Source organism: Haloarcula sp. CBA1131 (assembly GCF_008728975.1).
In the GTDB taxonomy this organism is placed as follows: domain Archaea; phylum Halobacteriota; class Halobacteria; order Halobacteriales; family Haloarculaceae; genus Haloarcula; species Haloarcula hispanica.
Genome location: NZ_RPCY01000001.1, coordinates 985,893 through 1,000,636, shown reverse-complemented (window position 1 = coordinate 1,000,636; position 14,744 = coordinate 985,893). Strand labels below are relative to the sequence as shown.

The 14,744-nt window shown below is 63.2% G+C and carries 16 protein-coding genes; 9 read left to right on the top strand and 7 right to left on the bottom strand.

Annotated elements, in window-relative coordinates; translation table 11 throughout:
- The first annotated feature begins 3 nt into the window (after positions 1-3).
- Positions 4-435, top strand: coding sequence for a CopD family protein (locus tag Har1131_RS05235; protein WP_151145357.1), 432 nt, complete (start codon positions 4-6; stop codon positions 433-435).
- Entirely contained in the window at positions 428-1,018 is a 591-nt protein-coding gene (locus tag Har1131_RS05230; RefSeq protein ID WP_151145354.1) for a hypothetical protein, read from the top strand. Before Har1131_RS05235 ends, Har1131_RS05230 begins: the two co-directional genes overlap by 8 nt.
- On the opposite strand, the gene Har1131_RS05225 is transcribed toward Har1131_RS05230, so the two are convergent.
- From Har1131_RS05225 to Har1131_RS05215, 3 genes are all read right to left on the bottom strand, one after another.
- Positions 996-1,742 carry a methyltransferase domain-containing protein gene (locus Har1131_RS05225; RefSeq protein WP_014041202.1) on the bottom strand — a complete coding sequence of 249 codons (747 nt, stop codon included), beginning with the start codon at positions 1,740-1,742 and terminating at the stop codon, positions 996-998. The genes Har1131_RS05230 and Har1131_RS05225 overlap by 23 nt on opposite strands.
- 148 nt (positions 1,743-1,890) lie before the next feature.
- Positions 1,891-2,724, bottom strand: coding sequence for a deoxyribonuclease IV (locus Har1131_RS05220; RefSeq protein ID WP_151145351.1), 834 nt, complete (start codon positions 2,722-2,724; stop codon positions 1,891-1,893).
- Positions 2,725-2,843: 119 nt separating this feature from the next.
- On the bottom strand, positions 2,844-3,158 hold the full coding sequence (locus Har1131_RS05215; protein ID WP_008308090.1) for a hypothetical protein: 315 nt from the start codon (positions 3,156-3,158) through the stop codon (positions 2,844-2,846).
- A 241-nt stretch (positions 3,159-3,399) separates the two neighbouring features.
- On the opposite strand from Har1131_RS05215, the gene Har1131_RS05210 reads away from it, so the two are divergent.
- The gene (locus Har1131_RS05210; protein WP_151145348.1) at positions 3,400-4,149 is read left to right on the top strand and encodes a helix-turn-helix domain-containing protein; all 750 of its coding nucleotides are present in this window, start codon (positions 3,400-3,402) and stop codon (positions 4,147-4,149) included.
- Between the two features lie 75 nt (positions 4,150-4,224).
- On the opposite strand, the gene Har1131_RS05205 is transcribed toward Har1131_RS05210, so the two are convergent.
- The 3 genes from Har1131_RS05205 to Har1131_RS05195 all read right to left on the bottom strand — a co-directional run bounded on the left by Har1131_RS05205 (position 4,225) and on the right by Har1131_RS05195 (position 6,768).
- Entirely contained in the window at positions 4,225-5,019 is a 795-nt protein-coding gene (locus tag Har1131_RS05205; RefSeq protein ID WP_151103760.1) for a biotin/lipoate A/B protein ligase family protein, read from the bottom strand.
- 450 nt (positions 5,020-5,469) lie between these two features.
- Positions 5,470-5,946 (bottom strand): cupin domain-containing protein, encoded by a 477-nt coding sequence (locus Har1131_RS05200; RefSeq protein ID WP_050007074.1) that lies wholly within the window; start codon positions 5,944-5,946, stop codon positions 5,470-5,472.
- 144 nt (positions 5,947-6,090) lie between these two features.
- The gene (locus Har1131_RS05195) at positions 6,091-6,768 is read right to left on the bottom strand and encodes a helix-turn-helix domain-containing protein (RefSeq protein WP_050037028.1); all 678 of its coding nucleotides are present in this window, start codon (positions 6,766-6,768) and stop codon (positions 6,091-6,093) included.
- 88 nt (positions 6,769-6,856) lie between these two features.
- Here Har1131_RS05195 and Har1131_RS05190 point away from each other — a divergent pair, with 88 nt between their 5' ends.
- From Har1131_RS05190 to Har1131_RS05175, 4 genes are all read left to right on the top strand, one after another.
- Positions 6,857-8,494, top strand: coding sequence for an NADH-quinone oxidoreductase subunit D (locus Har1131_RS05190; protein ID WP_050037029.1), 1,638 nt, complete (start codon positions 6,857-6,859; stop codon positions 8,492-8,494).
- A 64-nt stretch (positions 8,495-8,558) separates the two neighbouring features.
- On the top strand, positions 8,559-9,083 hold the full coding sequence (msrA, locus tag Har1131_RS05185) for a peptide-methionine (S)-S-oxide reductase MsrA (RefSeq protein WP_023843406.1): 525 nt from the start codon (positions 8,559-8,561) through the stop codon (positions 9,081-9,083).
- A complete protein-coding gene (locus tag Har1131_RS05180; protein WP_014041210.1) occupies positions 9,080-9,499 on the top strand; it encodes a thioesterase family protein in 420 nt (139 codons plus the stop codon). The genes msrA and Har1131_RS05180 overlap by 4 nt, the downstream gene beginning before the upstream one ends.
- A gap of 103 nt (positions 9,500-9,602) precedes the next feature.
- Positions 9,603-10,787 (top strand): AI-2E family transporter, encoded by a 1,185-nt coding sequence (locus Har1131_RS05175; protein ID WP_050007077.1) that lies wholly within the window; start codon positions 9,603-9,605, stop codon positions 10,785-10,787.
- A 4-nt stretch (positions 10,788-10,791) separates the two neighbouring features.
- Here Har1131_RS05175 and Har1131_RS05170 read toward each other — a convergent pair whose 3' ends face one another.
- Positions 10,792-12,024, bottom strand: a complete 1,233-nt coding sequence (locus tag Har1131_RS05170) for a DolP-mannose mannosyltransferase (RefSeq protein ID WP_050037030.1) — start codon at positions 12,022-12,024, stop codon at positions 10,792-10,794.
- Positions 12,025-12,685: 661 nt separating this feature from the next.
- Between Har1131_RS05170 and Har1131_RS05165 the strand changes: the two genes are divergently transcribed.
- Positions 12,686-13,594 (top strand): serine/threonine-protein kinase RIO2, encoded by a 909-nt coding sequence (locus Har1131_RS05165; protein WP_050037031.1) that lies wholly within the window; start codon positions 12,686-12,688, stop codon positions 13,592-13,594.
- A gap of 694 nt (positions 13,595-14,288) precedes the next feature.
- On the top strand, positions 14,289-14,711 hold the full coding sequence (locus Har1131_RS05160; RefSeq protein ID WP_014041214.1) for a metal-dependent transcriptional regulator: 423 nt from the start codon (positions 14,289-14,291) through the stop codon (positions 14,709-14,711).
- Positions 14,712-14,744: the final 33 nt, after the last annotated feature.

Below are 14,744 nucleotides of genomic sequence, written 5' to 3'. Positions count from 1 at the left end.
GCTATGGCAGCCCTCCCGATTCGAACCCTCCACGTCCTCGCGATGGCGGTCCTCGTCGGCGGCACGACCCTCCTCTGGTACAGCTATCGGAGCGGCGCTATCGCTTCGCTCGCGCCCGCGCGACAGTTCGAGTGGCTGTTCTGGGCCGGCGTCGGCGTGCTCGTGTTCACCGGCGTCGGCAACCTCGGCACGCTCGGGCCGCCAGGACCCGGAACCGATTGGGGACGAACCCTGCTGGTGAAACTCACCGTCGTCGTCGGCCTCGTCGTCGGGTCGGTCGTCCGGACGCTCCTCCTCGTTCAAGCCAGCGACCGCGAGGCAACATCCGGTGACCTGTCCCCAGCCCTTCGGCGAACGCTTTCGCGGGCCTACGGCGCGACAGCGGCCCTCCTCCTGAGCATCGTCGTCCTCGCGGAGGTCCTCGCGCATGGCTGAGGACCAGCGTGAGCGGAGAGGTGAAAGCGAGATAGCGACCGGGGCCGAGACCGAGCCAGCACACACCGCGGAACGGGCCGACGCGCGACGGGTATCGCTCGTGACGTGGACGCTCGCAACGTTCGACACCGCCCTGTTCGTCCTGCTCGGCGTCCTCGCCGCCCACGCGAGCGGCGGCCTCGCCGACCTGCTTGCCGGGCTGAACACCCTCGTCGGCGTGGCCGTCTTCTGCTACCTCTGGGCGCTGTTCGTCCTGGCGGTCCGATGGGTTCACGGCCGGGTGGCGCTTGACTCGGCAGGAGTCAGCACGCTCGTCCTCCACGGAGTTGCGGCCGGCTGTGCCACCGGCGTCGCGTTCCTGCTGGGTCTGTTCGCGGTGGCACTCGTGCCGACGCTACAGAGCGGCGGGGTCCGACTGCAGGCGGTGCTGCTTGTCTTGCTCATCGGGGCCGGTGTCGCCGCTGTCGTCGGCGGCGTCGTCGGACTGGTCGCCAGCCTGCTGGACGGCGCAGTCTACAGACTGGCGGGCTATTTCCTCCCTGAAGCCGAGAACGAGCAGGTCACTGAACCTCGCCGACGGTAACGAAGAACGGGACCGTCTCGCGGCGTTCGTAGGCCTCCGCTTGCATCTGCTCGATTACGTCCCGGCCCATCGACCGCCAGCGCTCGCGGAGCGCGTCGTACTCGGCGGGCGTCGCATCGCCGTTGAGAATCGTCTCGCGGTTGTGTGCCAGTCCGGTTCCAGTGGCTTTCCGCTGGGCCGCCTGCATCGCCGCGTCGTCGTAGGGCGGCTCGATGCGCTGCTCCTGGTCGTACTGCGTCGTCGAGACGACGGACAACCCCGCGTCGCGGAACACGTCGGCGGCGTCGCTCCCGAGAGTGACGTCCGTCCGCACGCCATCGAGGAACAGCCGGCGAGCGCGGCGGGCCAGTGTCGGCTCCGCGTCGACGGTCGACTCGACGGTGACGGCGGCGTTGTTCGGCTCGATGGCGGCCACCCGGTCGGTGGCGACGCGGGCGAACTCCCGAACCGCGACCTCGGGGTCAGGGAGGTTGATGAGCAGCGCCTGACACACCACCAGGTCGAAGCTGTCGCCGGCAAAGGGGAGCCGCGTCGCGTCGCCGCAGACGGTCGGGTCGCCGGCGGCGGCCAGCAGATCCGTATCAGCGTCGAGGCCGACGACCGTTCCGTCGGTCTCCTCGCGGAGGACACGGGTCAGTTCACCGGTCCCACAGCCCACGTCGAGGACGCGCTCGCACTCGCCTAACTGCAGGTCCGAGAGCGCCTCGCGGGAGTCGGCCCACATCCCCCTGCGGGTGGTTTCGAGGTAGTCGGCGGAGAACCTGCGCACAGTTCCTCAGAGTCGAGTCGCCCCCAAAAGTACCGCGGTCGAACGCGCTCGAACTTCCCCACAGAGTCGAGAAGCTCGGATACGCCGCGCTCGATAGCGACGTCTATTCGCCGCGGAGTTCCTTGACGCGCTCGATGTTCCAGGCGAAACTCTTGCCGTTCTCGGTCGGCGTCTCGAGCACCAGCGGCACGTCGCGGATGGCGTCGTGATTGACGAACGCGCGCATCCCGTCCTCGCCGATGTGGCCCTCGCCGATGTGGGCGTGTTCGTCCTTGTTCGTCCCGCACTCGTGTTTGGAGTCGTTGAGGTGAACGCAGGCGAGGTCATCGAAGCCGACAGCCTCGTCGAACTCCGCGAGCGTCTCGTCGACGGCCTCAGGCGTCGAGAGGTCGTAGCCCGCGGCGAACATGTGGGCCGTGTCGAGACAGAACTCGATGTCCTGGTCGGTTCGCTCCCGGACCGTCGCGAGATGCTCGAACTGGCCGCCGAGCTTCGTCCCGCTGCCGGCGTCGGACTCGACTAGCACGGTGACGCCCTCGGGGATGTCGAGGTCGTCCAGCACGCTCGCGGCGTTGTCCAGGCCGCCGTCGACGCCCGCGCCGGTGTGAGCGCCGAGGTGGACGTTGACGTACTCGATGCCCAGCTTCGCGGCGGCGTCGACCTCCTTTTGCATCGAATCGAGGGACTTCTCGCGGAGGTCGTCTTTGGGCGTACAGAGGTTGACCAGATACGACGAGTGGATGACCCACGGGCCGACGCCGTGTTCGGCCGCGAGGTCGCGGAACTGCTCGGCCTCGTCGTCGTCGATGTTCGGGTCCTGCCAGACCTGTGGCGAATGGGAGAAGATCTGCCCGCAGTTACCGCTGTATTCGACCTGTTCCTCGACGGCGTTGTAGACGCCGCCGGCGATAGAGGTGTGCGCCCCGACTCGTACCATGCACACCGGTCGGTGATGCCCGACAAAAGAGGTTCCGGAGTGCCACGGTCGGTTATAGCTCGTGTCCGGATTTCGCCGGGGCGGGACGACAGACCGGGGAACAGGGATACCCGACCGCCTCAGACCCACTCGCGAACGGGCGGGATCATGCGGAGGCTCGATAGCGCGAGGTATGCACCGAACAGGACGAGAACCACGCCGATAGCCGCTGGAAGCGGCGTTGCTGACATTAGTAACGCTGCGCCCCAGGAGGCCAGTACGATGCCGATACCGACCAACATGAGCGTGCCGAGCGCGCCAAGCACTGCGTCCTCGGTAGCCACCCGAACAACCGCGTACAGTTCTTCCTCGGAAAGCGTTGCGGCGCTGCCGTCGGCTGCCTGAGGGTCGGCGGAGGTGTCGGCAGCGTCGTCATCAGCGGGGGACGAGACCATGCCACTGCTTGGCCGGGTTGCCACAAAACGGTGACGTAGCTCTGTTGTCAGGAACGTTGGACAGTCCGCCCTCGTAGCCCGTCATTGCAGGTGTGAGGGTCACGATAAATCGACCACCGCGCCGACATCGGTGACCTCGCTGTCGAGCATATTCTTATCAATAGCCAACTATCTAGTTTTGAGCGTCTTCAGTCGACTGATAATCGACTTATACTGGTCTCGATAAGTTAGTAATAGCCAAATGACCGAATCACAGGCCGCAGTAGATGAAACACGCGAGTTCGAGTTCGTCTTGCAGTTCGACGCGGGAGCCGATAGCCTGATGGACGTGTTCCGGCAGTACGAAAGCCTCTCTGTGTGGTCCTCGGCCATCTTCGTCGGTGACGACCATATGTGGCGGCTGGACCACGCGAAGGGGTCGCCCGAGGCCCTGAGTGCGTTCGACGAGGTCTTCCTGGACGAAGACCGCTGTAACGAGTGTTTCGACGTCGTGAGTTGTGAGACGACGCGGACGTACCACATGCTGGACCGCGGGGAGACGTCGCGGACAGTGTACACGTTGCGTCGCGAAATCAGCGGCTGTCAGTCGCTACCGAGTTTCCTTCACCGGCACGTCAGTGACGGGGCTATCTTCGAATCCCGGCGGACTGGCGACGAGTACCGCTGGCGCGTCCTCTATCCGGGGTCGAACCCCATCGGCGAGGTGTACGACAGAATCGAATCGAGCCTCCGCGATGGCGTCACACTCTCGGTGTCTCACATCACCAGTGCTGGAAACTGGAAGGCCACCGAACGGGTCGCGACGAACTTCTCGCCCCAACAGTGGCGGGTGCTGAAGGCCGCCGTGACCCACGGCTACTACGAGCGGCCGCGGGAAGTCTCGGTCAAGGACCTCGCATCGATACTGGACGAGCCCCGGTCGACCGTGCAGTACCAGCTCCGGACTGCCGAGGACCGCCTTATCTCGCAGTTTGTCGAAGAAACACTCTGAAGGGCGATCTTTCAGGGTAGGACGCGGCTCGTGGTGGCCCGGCACGGCCGTCATCGCCGGACCGCACCGCCAGCGTCAGGGCGACCGGCGAATCCACTCGTCTGTGTCGAATTTATCCCTCGCGTGCTCGCGTGCGCGTAAGAGTTCGTCATCCGTCCACGAGCCCTCGGTCGCGTCGACCCACTCGGCCAGCGTCGAGCGGAGCGTCTCGACGGCTTCGGCGCGGTCGATATCGGCGTATTCGTCTATCGCCCCGACACGTTCGGTGAACCGCTCCGAGTCGGGGTCGGCGGTGAAACAGCCGCAGTGGCGGTCGGGGCGCAGCGAGACGGACAGGGAGCCGTGCTGGATGACGGCGTCTTTCTGGCGGTACTGCGCGTTCCCGCTGAGTTTGCGGCCATCGGGGCCGACGATATCGTGGGCCGGATGGAGTTGTCGCAGGTAACAGGCCGGCTGGTGGACCGCCGACCGCTCGTCGTCAGCAAACGACGCGTCGACGCCCATGCGCTCGAACGCGTCCAAAACGGGCTCACAGAACTGTTCGTAGCACGCCATCAAGTCGCCCGGCACGGCGTCGGCCGGCGCGATGATGCCGTACGAGATGTCCGCCACGCTGTCGTGATAAATTGCGCCGCCACCGGTGGGCCGTCGCGTTACACCAACGTCCTCGCGCTCGCAGAACTCCCAGTCGATGGTGTCGGGGTCCTGCCCGTAGCCCAGCGACAGCGTATCGGGCCAGGTGTACACTCGCACCGTTGCCGGACCGCCCGCGGCGACGGTTTCGGCAGCGGCCGCTTCCAGCGCCATCGTCATCGGTCCGGGTCGTGTTTCCTCGCCGATGACGCGCCACTCCAGGTCGGCCAGTGACATACCCGGGCTTCGTGACGCGATGCGATATGAATTGCGGGCTAGCAGCGGGTGGAATGACTGACGGGGTCGTTGTTTATGCAAAGAGCCAGAAAGCCCCGGCCGGCTGAACTCGGGGGACTCGCTGCGCTCCTTGTCACTCCCTCCGGTCGTTCCTGTGGTGCTTACATCGCCCGCCTTCGTCCAGCCGCCCACCGGGAGACCTGCGGTCTCCCGAGCAGTCGGCGCACAGCGCCGACAACGCCCCTTTCAGTCCCGCCCAGCATTCTTTGTCCAACCGGCTACGGGTGGGACTGAAAGGGGCCGCTCGCTCGACGTTCGAGGCGATGCAAGCACTGACGAGCGACGTTGAGGAGCGAGGAAGCGCGCAGAGAGTCGCAGGAGTCGAGCGAGCGGGGGCTTTCTGGCTGTACAAACACCTGTTACCAGTCACGAGAGCGACAGAAGTGGGTCCTAGCCCTGGACGTTCCCGCAGTCGGTACAGGTCAGTTCGAACCGACCGTCGGCGAGGGCGACACTCTGGGTGGTTTCCGTGTCGCACTCTGGACAGTGCGCTCTCGATTCGATGGCGTCCCAGTCGTGGGTCGCGCCGGGCGCGCCAAAGGCCCAGCCGATGACGCGCTCGTCGCCGGAGTTGTACCCTTCCTGAAACTCGCCGGGCTCGAAGCGAATCAATTCGCCGCCCGAAACATCGACTTCCTCGCGGTCGAGGCCGACCTCGAAGGTGGTCTGTCCCTGTTCGATGTAGAACACCTCTTCTTGGTCGTGGTGGCGGTGGAGGCTCCCCGAGAAGGAGTCGCCAGGTTCGAGTTCGAAGTAGTTTGCCGCGAAATGCTCGGTCCCGAGTTTCCGGGAAACGGGCTTGCGGATGTCGTGTACCTGCATCGGATTCCGTTCGACCGGTACGTCGTCGATAGTTACTGTGTTCATGGTCGGTGTTGTCCTGAGTCGGGCTACCGCTGGCCCCTGTGATGCGTTCGCAATCCAGCATTAGAAGGCACTGTTCCGGAGTTTATAGTTTTTCGGGACAGCATACGGTAGGCAACCGCTCCGACAGTTCCCGGGCAGAGCGGACTACGCCGTCGATGCGGGACGCTGTTCGAGTATGTCAGCCATCACGCGGGCCTCAGCTTTCCGGAGGTGTTCAGCGGCAGTTCCGGGTGCACAGCCGAGTTCATCGGCGACATCGTCGACGCCGCCTTCGCGAGTGTCGCCGTAGTACCCACAGTCGACGGCGGCGGCGACGGCCTCGAACTGCCGGTCGGTGAGCGCCGCGCCGGTGTCGAGCCGCCGGCTGTCGTACTCCCCCACCTCCCGAACGTCGACGGAGACGCCGTCTGGCACCGTCTCGACTGCCTGCTGGACCGTCCCGCCCGGACCGACCAGCGTGAGTCCGACCGTGCCATCGGCGTGGTAGGCGACCGGCGAGACGATGACCAGACCGGCCCGCGTGAGGGCGTCGACGAGGTCGTGACCGGTCGCCGACGGAGAATCCTGTACGTAGAGGAAGAACGTCTCATCGGGACACGTCGAGATAGCATATTCCCGGACGGTTTCGGCCTGTTCCAGCGCCGCTCGGTAGGGCTCCGGCGGGAAGCCGTCGACGTGAAACAGCAGCGTCTGGAGGTCGGAACCGATGTCGTTGCCCCGGAGGAGATAGCTCGCCTCGTAGCCGTCGTGCTCAACGACGAACTGGTGCATCGAGTGGCGGACCTCAGGGGCCATCCACAGCGAGAGCGTGACGTACTTCATACCTGACTGTTCCGAGAGGTATTTAAAATAACCTCGGGCATGAGGGGACAGGTCGAGGGACGCAAACGCCGAACGCACGGTCACGGAGATGGCCCAGACAGTCCACCGAACCGACGATGTCCATCCGCTTATCGAGCCGATCGCCGACCACGTCCTTTCCACCGAACGCCACGAGAACGCCCCGGCTGCTGTCATCCGTGCTGACGAGGTCCAGACCGTCCTCTCGACGCTTCGAACCGAGGCCGGTCTGGACCACTGCGCCTGCGTCACAGCCCAGGAGTACGCCGACCGGTTCGAGACGATCTATCACCTGCGACGCTACGCCGACCCGACACAGGAACTCTCGGTCGTCGTTCCGACACCCAGGGAGTCGCCGAGCAGCGAGTCAGCCGCACCCGTGTACCCGACGGCGGCGTGGCACGAGCGGGAGGCCTACGACCTGGTCGGCATCGAGTACGAGGACCATCCGGACCTCCGGCGCATTCTCCTGCCCGAGACTTGGCAGGGCCACCCACTGAGCCGGGACTACAATCAGGACCAGCCACAGATCGTCTCCTTCCGGGAGCACGAGCGCCTGCTCGAAGACCGCCGTGAGGGGCCGGAGACGATGCACCTCAACATGGGGCCACACCATCCCTCGACGCACGGCGTTCTCCACCTGAACGTCCAGCTCGACGGTGAGCAGGTGGCGGCCGTCGACCCAGACATCGGCTACATCCACCGCTGTGAGGAACAGATGTGCCAGCAGGGGGCCTACCGCCACCAGATCATGCCCTACCCGGACCGTTGGGACTGGGGCGGGGCCGGGCTGTTGAACGAGTGGGCCTACGCCCGCACGGCCGAAGACCTCGCCGACATCGAGGTGCCGGCGTATGCCCAGGTCATCCGGACGATGGGCGGCGAACTCTCGCGAATTCTCTCGCACATGCTTGCGGTCGCGACCTACGCGCTGGACGTGGTCGGGGAGTTCACCGCCACCTTCCAGTGGGGGGTCCGGGACCGCGAGCTCGTGCAGGACATCCTTGAGGACCTCACCGGCCAGCGGCTGATGTTCAACTACCTGCGGCTGGGCGGCGTCGCCTGGGACCTGCCCGAGCCCCGCGAGGCGTTCTTCGAGAAGATACGCGCGTTCCTCGACGACCTGCCGCACAAGCTCACGGAGTACCACGACATGCTCACCAGCAACGAAATCCTCCAACTGCGAACGGTTGACACGGGCCACCTCCCGGCCGAGACCGCGAAGGCCTATGGCTGTACCGGGCCGGTCGCCCGAGCCTCGGGCGTCGACTACGACCTCCGGCGGGACGACCCCTACGGCTACTACGACGAACTCGACTGGTCGGTCGTCACCGAGCAGGGCGGCGACAACTTCTCGCGCCTGCTCGTGCGCCTGCGCGAAGTAGAGGAGTCCGCGAAGATTATCCAACAGTGTGTCGACCTGCTGGAGGACTGGCCCGAGGACGACCGCGAGATACAGGCGAACGTCCCCCGCACGCTCCGGCCCGATCCCGACGCCGAGATTTACCGCGCCGTCGAGGCCGCCAAGGGCGAACTCGGCATCTACATCCGTTCGGACGGGACGGAGACGCCAGCCCGGTTCAAGATCCGCGGTCCCTCCTTCTCGCACGTCCAGGCGCTGTCCGAGATGGCACGCGGCGAGTACATCCCCGACCTCGTGGCGACGATCGGTAGTCTGGACACTATCATGGGCGAGGTCGACCGGTAGGCCGATGTCCGTCTGGGACGAACACAGCCAGTGAGTTTTGTACGCCGGGCACGTACGTCCGGTGATGACTGAACAAGCGACATTCGCGGGCGGTTGCTTCTGGTGTACGGAATCGGTGTTCAAGCAGGTCGACGGCGTGACCGATGTGGTCTCGGGCTACGCCGGCGGCCACGTCGCCGACCCCAGCTACGAGGCGGTCTGCCGCGGGGAAACGGGCCACGCCGAGTGCGTCCAGCTCACTTTCGATCCGGACGAGGTGAGCTACGAGGACCTGCTCGCGGTCCACTTCACGACGCACACCCCGACGACGAAAGACCGGGAGGGCAACGACGTCGGCACGCAGTACCGCTCGGCCGTGTTCTACCACGACGAGGCCCAGCGCGAAACCGTCGAAGCCCTCATCGAGGAGATAGAGCCGGGCTACGACAGCGACATCGTCACCGAAGTCGAGCCGCTGGAGACGTTCTATCCCGCGGAAAAGTACCATCAAGACTACTTCGAGAAGAATCCGGACCAGAGTTACTGTCAGTTGACCATCCCGCCGAAAATCGAGAAGCTCAAAGAGAAACACGCGGAACTGCTGGCATGAGCTTCGAGTACACGACGGAAGTCGAGGTCCGGTACACGGACATCGACACGTACGGCCACGTCAACAACGCGACGTACGCGACCTACTTCGAGGAGGCTCGCATCGACTACCTGCACGACGTGGTCGACTGTGGCGAAGCGCTGCTCTCGGGCAGCGAGTCGGGCACCGGCATGGTCATCGCGAACCTCGAAATCGATTACATCCAGCCGGTCCGGATCAGTGACTCCGTCGCCGTTGCCGTCCGGGTGCCCCGTCTGGGCGGGAAGAGCTTCCCCTTCGAGTACGAGGTCCGGACCGAGGACGGTGTGGCTGCGACCGGGGAAACGACTGTCGTCACGTACGATCGCGACACGGAATCCTCGCGTCCGATCCCCGAAGACTGGCGGGAGGCGATCACGGAGTTCGAGGGGCTGTAGCCACAGCCGATAGCGTGACGCCGCCCATTTCGTTCCGCCACGCTAGAAATCATCGAGCCGACCGGTGGTTTTATTTTTCATCGAGATGTTGTATTGAAAACATATGGAATATAGTACCGACCTCGGACGGCGCGCCCTCTTTGCCCTCGCAGGCGTAGCACTCCTCCTCGTGGTCGGGTTCGTCCTGTCCCAGTTCCTCCCGACGCTCGTGTTTACCGTCTTCCTGTACTACGCCAGCCGACCGATCTATCGACGGCTCGGGCGGCTTCCGCTGCCCGATTCGTTCCTGAATCGAGCCGTCCCCTACCAGAAGCAGGTCCACGCGGCGGCCACGATCTTCTTCTTTCTCCTGCCGTTCGTGGTTCTGGTCGGCTACACGCTCGTCCTCATTGTCCCCGAATTACAGGCGTTCTTCGGCGAGGGCGGCTTGGGCGCGGCGTACCTCGCGCAGTTCCAGGATCTCCAGGGTGGTTCACTGCCGGGGCCGCTCGCCGACCTCGGCTTCACCGATTTGCTGGCAATGGGACCGGCTGAGGTGATCGACCTGTTGCGAAACGCGACAGTCCAGTCGTGGCTGGGGCAAATATCCGATACGCTCATCGGCTCCGTGAGCATGCTTACGGCGCTACTGCTGCGCGTGTTCATCGTGTTCGCTGGAACGTACTACCTGCTTACCGACGGACCGCGCCTCGTCGGCTGGTTCCTCGACACCTTCGACGGGTCGGGCGTCCTCAGGGAGTACGCGGCAGCAGTCGACGAGGAACTGTCCTCGATTCTCTTCGGGAACATCCTGAACGCACTGGTGACTGGTGTAATCGGGATTTTCGTGTTCTCGCTGTACAATCTGGTCGCTCCCGGCTCAGTGCAGATTCCGTTTGCACCACTCGTCGGCGCACTCACCGGCATCGGGAGCCTCGTTCCTGTCGTCGGAATGAAAATCGTCTACCTGCCCGTCGCTGCACTGCTTGCGATCTCCGCTGTCGTCACGGGACAAACGGCGGCCCTGGCTTGGGTCGTTCTCTTCCTCGCAGTCACGCTGGTCGTCGTCGACACCATCCCGGATTTCCTGATTCGGCCGTACGTCAGCGGCGACCTGACCCACATTGGCCTGTTGATGTTCGCGTACATCTTCGGACCGATCGTGTTCGGATTCTACGGCATCTTCCTTGGCCCGATTCTGCTGGTCCTTGCCGCCCAGTTCTTCCGGATTCTCGTTCCCTACATCATCACGGGCTCAGTCGAAACGACGCAAACGTCGCTCTCCGACTACGACTCCGCGGAGTCGTAACGGGCTATCCGTTCCCGAGTCGGGCTCTGGCGGTCCCGAAGTCGAGACACCGACTGTCTACCGACGAGTCGACTCGGTCGAGCCACCGCAGTTCCATCAGCGAGAGCCGGTAGTGACACGTCGACGGCTCGATCTGTTGCCAGTAGATGTATCGGACGTCGGGTACTGGTTCGGCCTCGTCATAGGCCGCTGGAAGGTCGTGGGTTTCGAGGTCCGACATCGGCACCGGTCCCGGCGTCTCGACGGGTGTGAAGACGACGCCGACGCTACCGAGGAAGGCGACGTTCACGACGAGGACCAGCGCAAGGACGACGCCGAGATTCTGCGCCTGTTGTCGGTCGCGAAGCACCGTCGCGATCATGCCGATACCGATTGCGACGAACGCGAGCCCCGGAATGAGGTCGGTGTAGCCGCCTGTTTCGAAATCGACGAACAGTATCAGAAACGCGAACCACGCTGCGCCGACCGGAATCCACCATTCGGTGCGCCCGGCAACGCCGTCAGTGTCTGTGAAACAGCATCGAGCGGTATGAGCGAGGCCGAGCCCGCCAAGCAAGACGAACGGTGACGCCCATTTAAAGTGGACGACACCGGCGACGAACCGAGCGAGCAACGACGCGTGTTCCTCCGTTTGTAACGGTACGAGGAGAACCTGAACGACCATCTCCGAGGCTGAATGCCAGAGGAGAAACACCGGCAGCAACATGACGACGGTAAAGCCGAGACCGCCGGTGACGACACGCTCAAGCGCCCGCGTGTCGCGCCGTTGGATCGCTAGACCGACCACGATCAGCGGGAAGATGGCCCCAGCCTGCCAGTATCCAACACTGGCTGCCGCAGCCACGCCGCTCAGTGCCGGGTAGCCACGCGTGTACAGATATATCGCCAGTAATCCACAGAGAACGAGGAGATATTTCGCTTTGAACCCATACGCCGGCCGGACGGCAAACCCCGGCAACAGGAACATCGACAGGCCAGCCAGCAGCGCAGCGATATCATCGCCAGTGATGTCATAGACCAGTATCACGACGAGTCCGACGATTGCACACACCGCACCGCTCATCAGCACCACGCTGAGGAGGTGGAGTCGGTACATATCGCCACCGGACAGCAATGCCAGTATCCCGGTCGTCTCGTAGGACAGCGGCAACTTCGGTTCCCAGGCGTCGACGTACAACCGCCCTCCGCGTGTCAAATACCAGCCGAGGTGCTGGAAGATACCAGCGTCGGGTGCCATAGGCGGTCGAGTGGAATCGAGTGTGATTGTCACGAAAAAGTACAGTTGCGTGCCGACGGCAAACAGTACCGGAAACGCGAGTCGTCTATCGTGGGGATGGAGGGCAAGCGAGCGAAGCAGATCTCTGAGTTGATCTTTGTTTCGTCTGCTCACACGGGCTGTTTGTGTTCAGGTGACCAAAAGTATAGACTAATTTAGAATATATTCAGTAGCCAAAGGCAGCTACTGTTCGCATTACATATACTGCTACCGAAGTTAGGATTGTATTTGTAGATTGATGTGTAGCTCGCAACCCCTTTCAGACACCGTTCATATAAAGGAAGCCTGCAACCGGTCAGAGCCAGCGTTCACGAGTCCTCAGTCGTGATTTGAGCTACAGAGACGTAATACAGCGGTGATACCCGACCGATAATACTACTATGTGAACCTGTACTCATGTGGGTTAAAGTATTCCTACTCGGCAGGACATTGTCTCAGACGCTGTTGGGCGCGAAACACCGAAATCAGGTCCGTATCGGAGTAGCTAGATACCCATATCAGCCCGATTGCAAACCGAACAGCGACGAGGCCGAGACAGGGTTTTGTATAGCGAATGCTAATTTATTGATGCCATCCGCCGAACGCGTCGGCCTTTTACCAGTTGGCCCAGTAGAGAACCCTAATGGTCCAGAACGTGGCTTCAGTGATGGCGGAGCTGGAACCCGAGGACTTCCATCTGCTCTCTGGCGTCGAACAGGGGATGCGGTTCTCGGAGTACGTCGCCCGCGAGAAGTTGACCGAATTCTCCCGGCTGACGACGGAGGACGTCGACTACCGGCTCGACCGGTGTGCGGACCGGGGGCTGGTCGAGCGCAAGACCATCCAGTACGAGGGGTTCAAACTCACGTTCGAGGGGTACGACACGCTTGCGCTGCACACCTTTGCCGAGCGCGACACTATCGAAGGAGTTGGGTCGCCGCTGGGTGTCGGCAAGGAAAGCGACGTGTACGAGGCTCAGTCGTACAAACCGGTAGCGCTGAAATACCACCGCGAAGGGTACACCAATTTCCGCGAAGTGATGAAAGAGCGGGAGTACACCGCCGACCGCGACCACGTCTCCTGGCTCTACACCGCCCGGAAGGCCGCCGAACGGGAGTACGATGCCCTCGAAACGCTGTATCCGGACGTATCAGTCCCACAGCCTATCGACACGAACCGCCATGCGATTGTCATGGAGAAGATAGACGGCGTCGAACTCTCCCGAACGAAACTCGAACCGGAACAGGTACTGCCGATTCTGGATCTCGTGCTCGAGGAGATGCAGACGGCCTACCGCGAGGGGTACGTCCACGCGGACATGAGCGAGTACAACGTCTTCGTCACGAACGAGGGCGTCGTCGTCTTCGACTGGCCCCAGGCCGTCCCGACCGACCACGAAAACGCCAGGGAACTGCTAACTCGCGATGTCGAGAACATCGTGAGTTACTTCGAACGAAAATACCCGCAGGAAATCAGCGACGTGGACAGGGACGCAGTCGCCGAACGGCTGGCGACCGACGCGTTCGATTCTATTACCGATTTTACCGAGTAGCGACGTTTTAGCCGCTATGCACCTTCTGTTGGCTGTTCACGGACGAGTCGGAGCTTGGCCGATCGCGGGCTGAATAAACCATATAATGCGATACGAAAATGGTTAAACCGACTGAGCGGGTCGATTCGAGACAGCGGTGAGAGAGGCGGTGTGTTCCGGGTAGCGAAGCTGAGTGCCACGCGACGGACTCGCTGCGTCGGACAGCGGAGTCAACTGTTCCATTTACCGACTTCGCAGATTGGATTAGGCAGTCCTAAAAACCGCAGACGTTTTATATTATTAGGTTGGCCTAAAACATATGGCAGACGACGGTACTGCGTGCGGGGCACAAACGGGGAGAGACCCGCAGAGGACTCGATGGCGAGCGGTGTCGTATCGTCGAGGACGACGTCGGCACCCTTCGCGGGGTAGCGGCGTGCACCGCGGGCCATATCCCGAGGTCCCAGTGGCGAGCAGTTGCTCGACCGCCCGTGCTCTGCCGACACTATTGGGGGGCGTCTGCCTGATGAGTGGCGACAGCGGTAGCGGGATATCGGGGGAACCGAACGATGGGTAAACGCCCGCAACGGTCGCGCGCTCGACTGTGGACTTGGGCCTACGCGGTGGTCTTCGGGACCGGTGAGCAGTCGACAGGGGAGTCGACGGCCAGTACGCCCGCAGCAAGCGGCGGGGATGGGGCGGATTCGGCGGAGCGATGAGAACGGCACCGGAGTATTTGCTGGCGATCTACATCGCACAGCACCGGGATGACCCGCCAGTCGCACCGGGAGAGTTGGGGGAGATGCTCGATCGGTCTCCGGCGGCGGTGACGGAGATGTGCCAACGACTTGCCGAAGACGGTCTCGTCTCCTACGAGCCCTACGATGGGGTGACGCTAACTGAATCGGGGCGCGAGGAAGCCACAGAGTTACACGAGACGTACGTGACCGTCTCGTGGTTCTTCCGAGGCGTGCTAGATCTCGACGACCACGAGACGGAGGCGATGGAACTGGCCGGTCTGGTCAGTCCGATGGTCGCCGAGCGGTTGGCGGCTACGCTCCCCTGTGACGCCGGGGCGGAGGGTACACGGGGGGTTACCGATTCAGACTCGACGACCTCCGATGGGGACACTGCGTGAGGGGGCTGTACTGTTCAAGACCTATTTTAGGCC

What these genes read in the sequence shown, in the direction of transcription:
- Har1131_RS05235 (WP_151145357.1), top strand. Translation starts at nt 4, where the DNA reads ATGGCAGCCCTCCCGATTCGAACCCTCCACGTCCTCGCGATGGCGGTC.
- Har1131_RS05230 (WP_151145354.1), top strand. Translation starts at nt 428, where the DNA reads ATGGCTGAGGACCAGCGTGAGCGGAGAGGTGAAAGCGAGATAGCGACC.
- Har1131_RS05225 (WP_014041202.1), bottom strand. Translation starts at nt 1,742, where the DNA reads ATGTGGGCCGACTCCCGCGAGGCGCTCTCGGACCTGCAGTTAGGCGAG.
- Har1131_RS05220 (WP_151145351.1), bottom strand. Translation starts at nt 2,724, where the DNA reads ATGGTACGAGTCGGGGCGCACACCTCTATCGCCGGCGGCGTCTACAAC.
- Har1131_RS05215 (WP_008308090.1), bottom strand. Translation starts at nt 3,158, where the DNA reads ATGGTCTCGTCCCCCGCTGATGACGACGCTGCCGACACCTCCGCCGAC.
- Har1131_RS05210 (WP_151145348.1), top strand. Translation starts at nt 3,400, where the DNA reads ATGACCGAATCACAGGCCGCAGTAGATGAAACACGCGAGTTCGAGTTC.
- Har1131_RS05205 (WP_151103760.1), bottom strand. Translation starts at nt 5,019, where the DNA reads ATGTCACTGGCCGACCTGGAGTGGCGCGTCATCGGCGAGGAAACACGA.
- Har1131_RS05200 (WP_050007074.1), bottom strand. Translation starts at nt 5,946, where the DNA reads ATGAACACAGTAACTATCGACGACGTACCGGTCGAACGGAATCCGATG.
- Har1131_RS05195 (WP_050037028.1), bottom strand. Translation starts at nt 6,768, where the DNA reads ATGAAGTACGTCACGCTCTCGCTGTGGATGGCCCCTGAGGTCCGCCAC.
- Har1131_RS05190 (WP_050037029.1), top strand. Translation starts at nt 6,857, where the DNA reads ATGGCCCAGACAGTCCACCGAACCGACGATGTCCATCCGCTTATCGAG.
- msrA (WP_023843406.1), top strand. Translation starts at nt 8,559, where the DNA reads ATGACTGAACAAGCGACATTCGCGGGCGGTTGCTTCTGGTGTACGGAA.
- Har1131_RS05180 (WP_014041210.1), top strand. Translation starts at nt 9,080, where the DNA reads ATGAGCTTCGAGTACACGACGGAAGTCGAGGTCCGGTACACGGACATC.
- Har1131_RS05175 (WP_050007077.1), top strand. Translation starts at nt 9,603, where the DNA reads ATGGAATATAGTACCGACCTCGGACGGCGCGCCCTCTTTGCCCTCGCA.
- Har1131_RS05170 (WP_050037030.1), bottom strand. Translation starts at nt 12,024, where the DNA reads ATGGCACCCGACGCTGGTATCTTCCAGCACCTCGGCTGGTATTTGACA.
- Har1131_RS05165 (WP_050037031.1), top strand. Translation starts at nt 12,686, where the DNA reads ATGGTCCAGAACGTGGCTTCAGTGATGGCGGAGCTGGAACCCGAGGAC.
- Har1131_RS05160 (WP_014041214.1), top strand. Translation starts at nt 14,289, where the DNA reads ATGAGAACGGCACCGGAGTATTTGCTGGCGATCTACATCGCACAGCAC.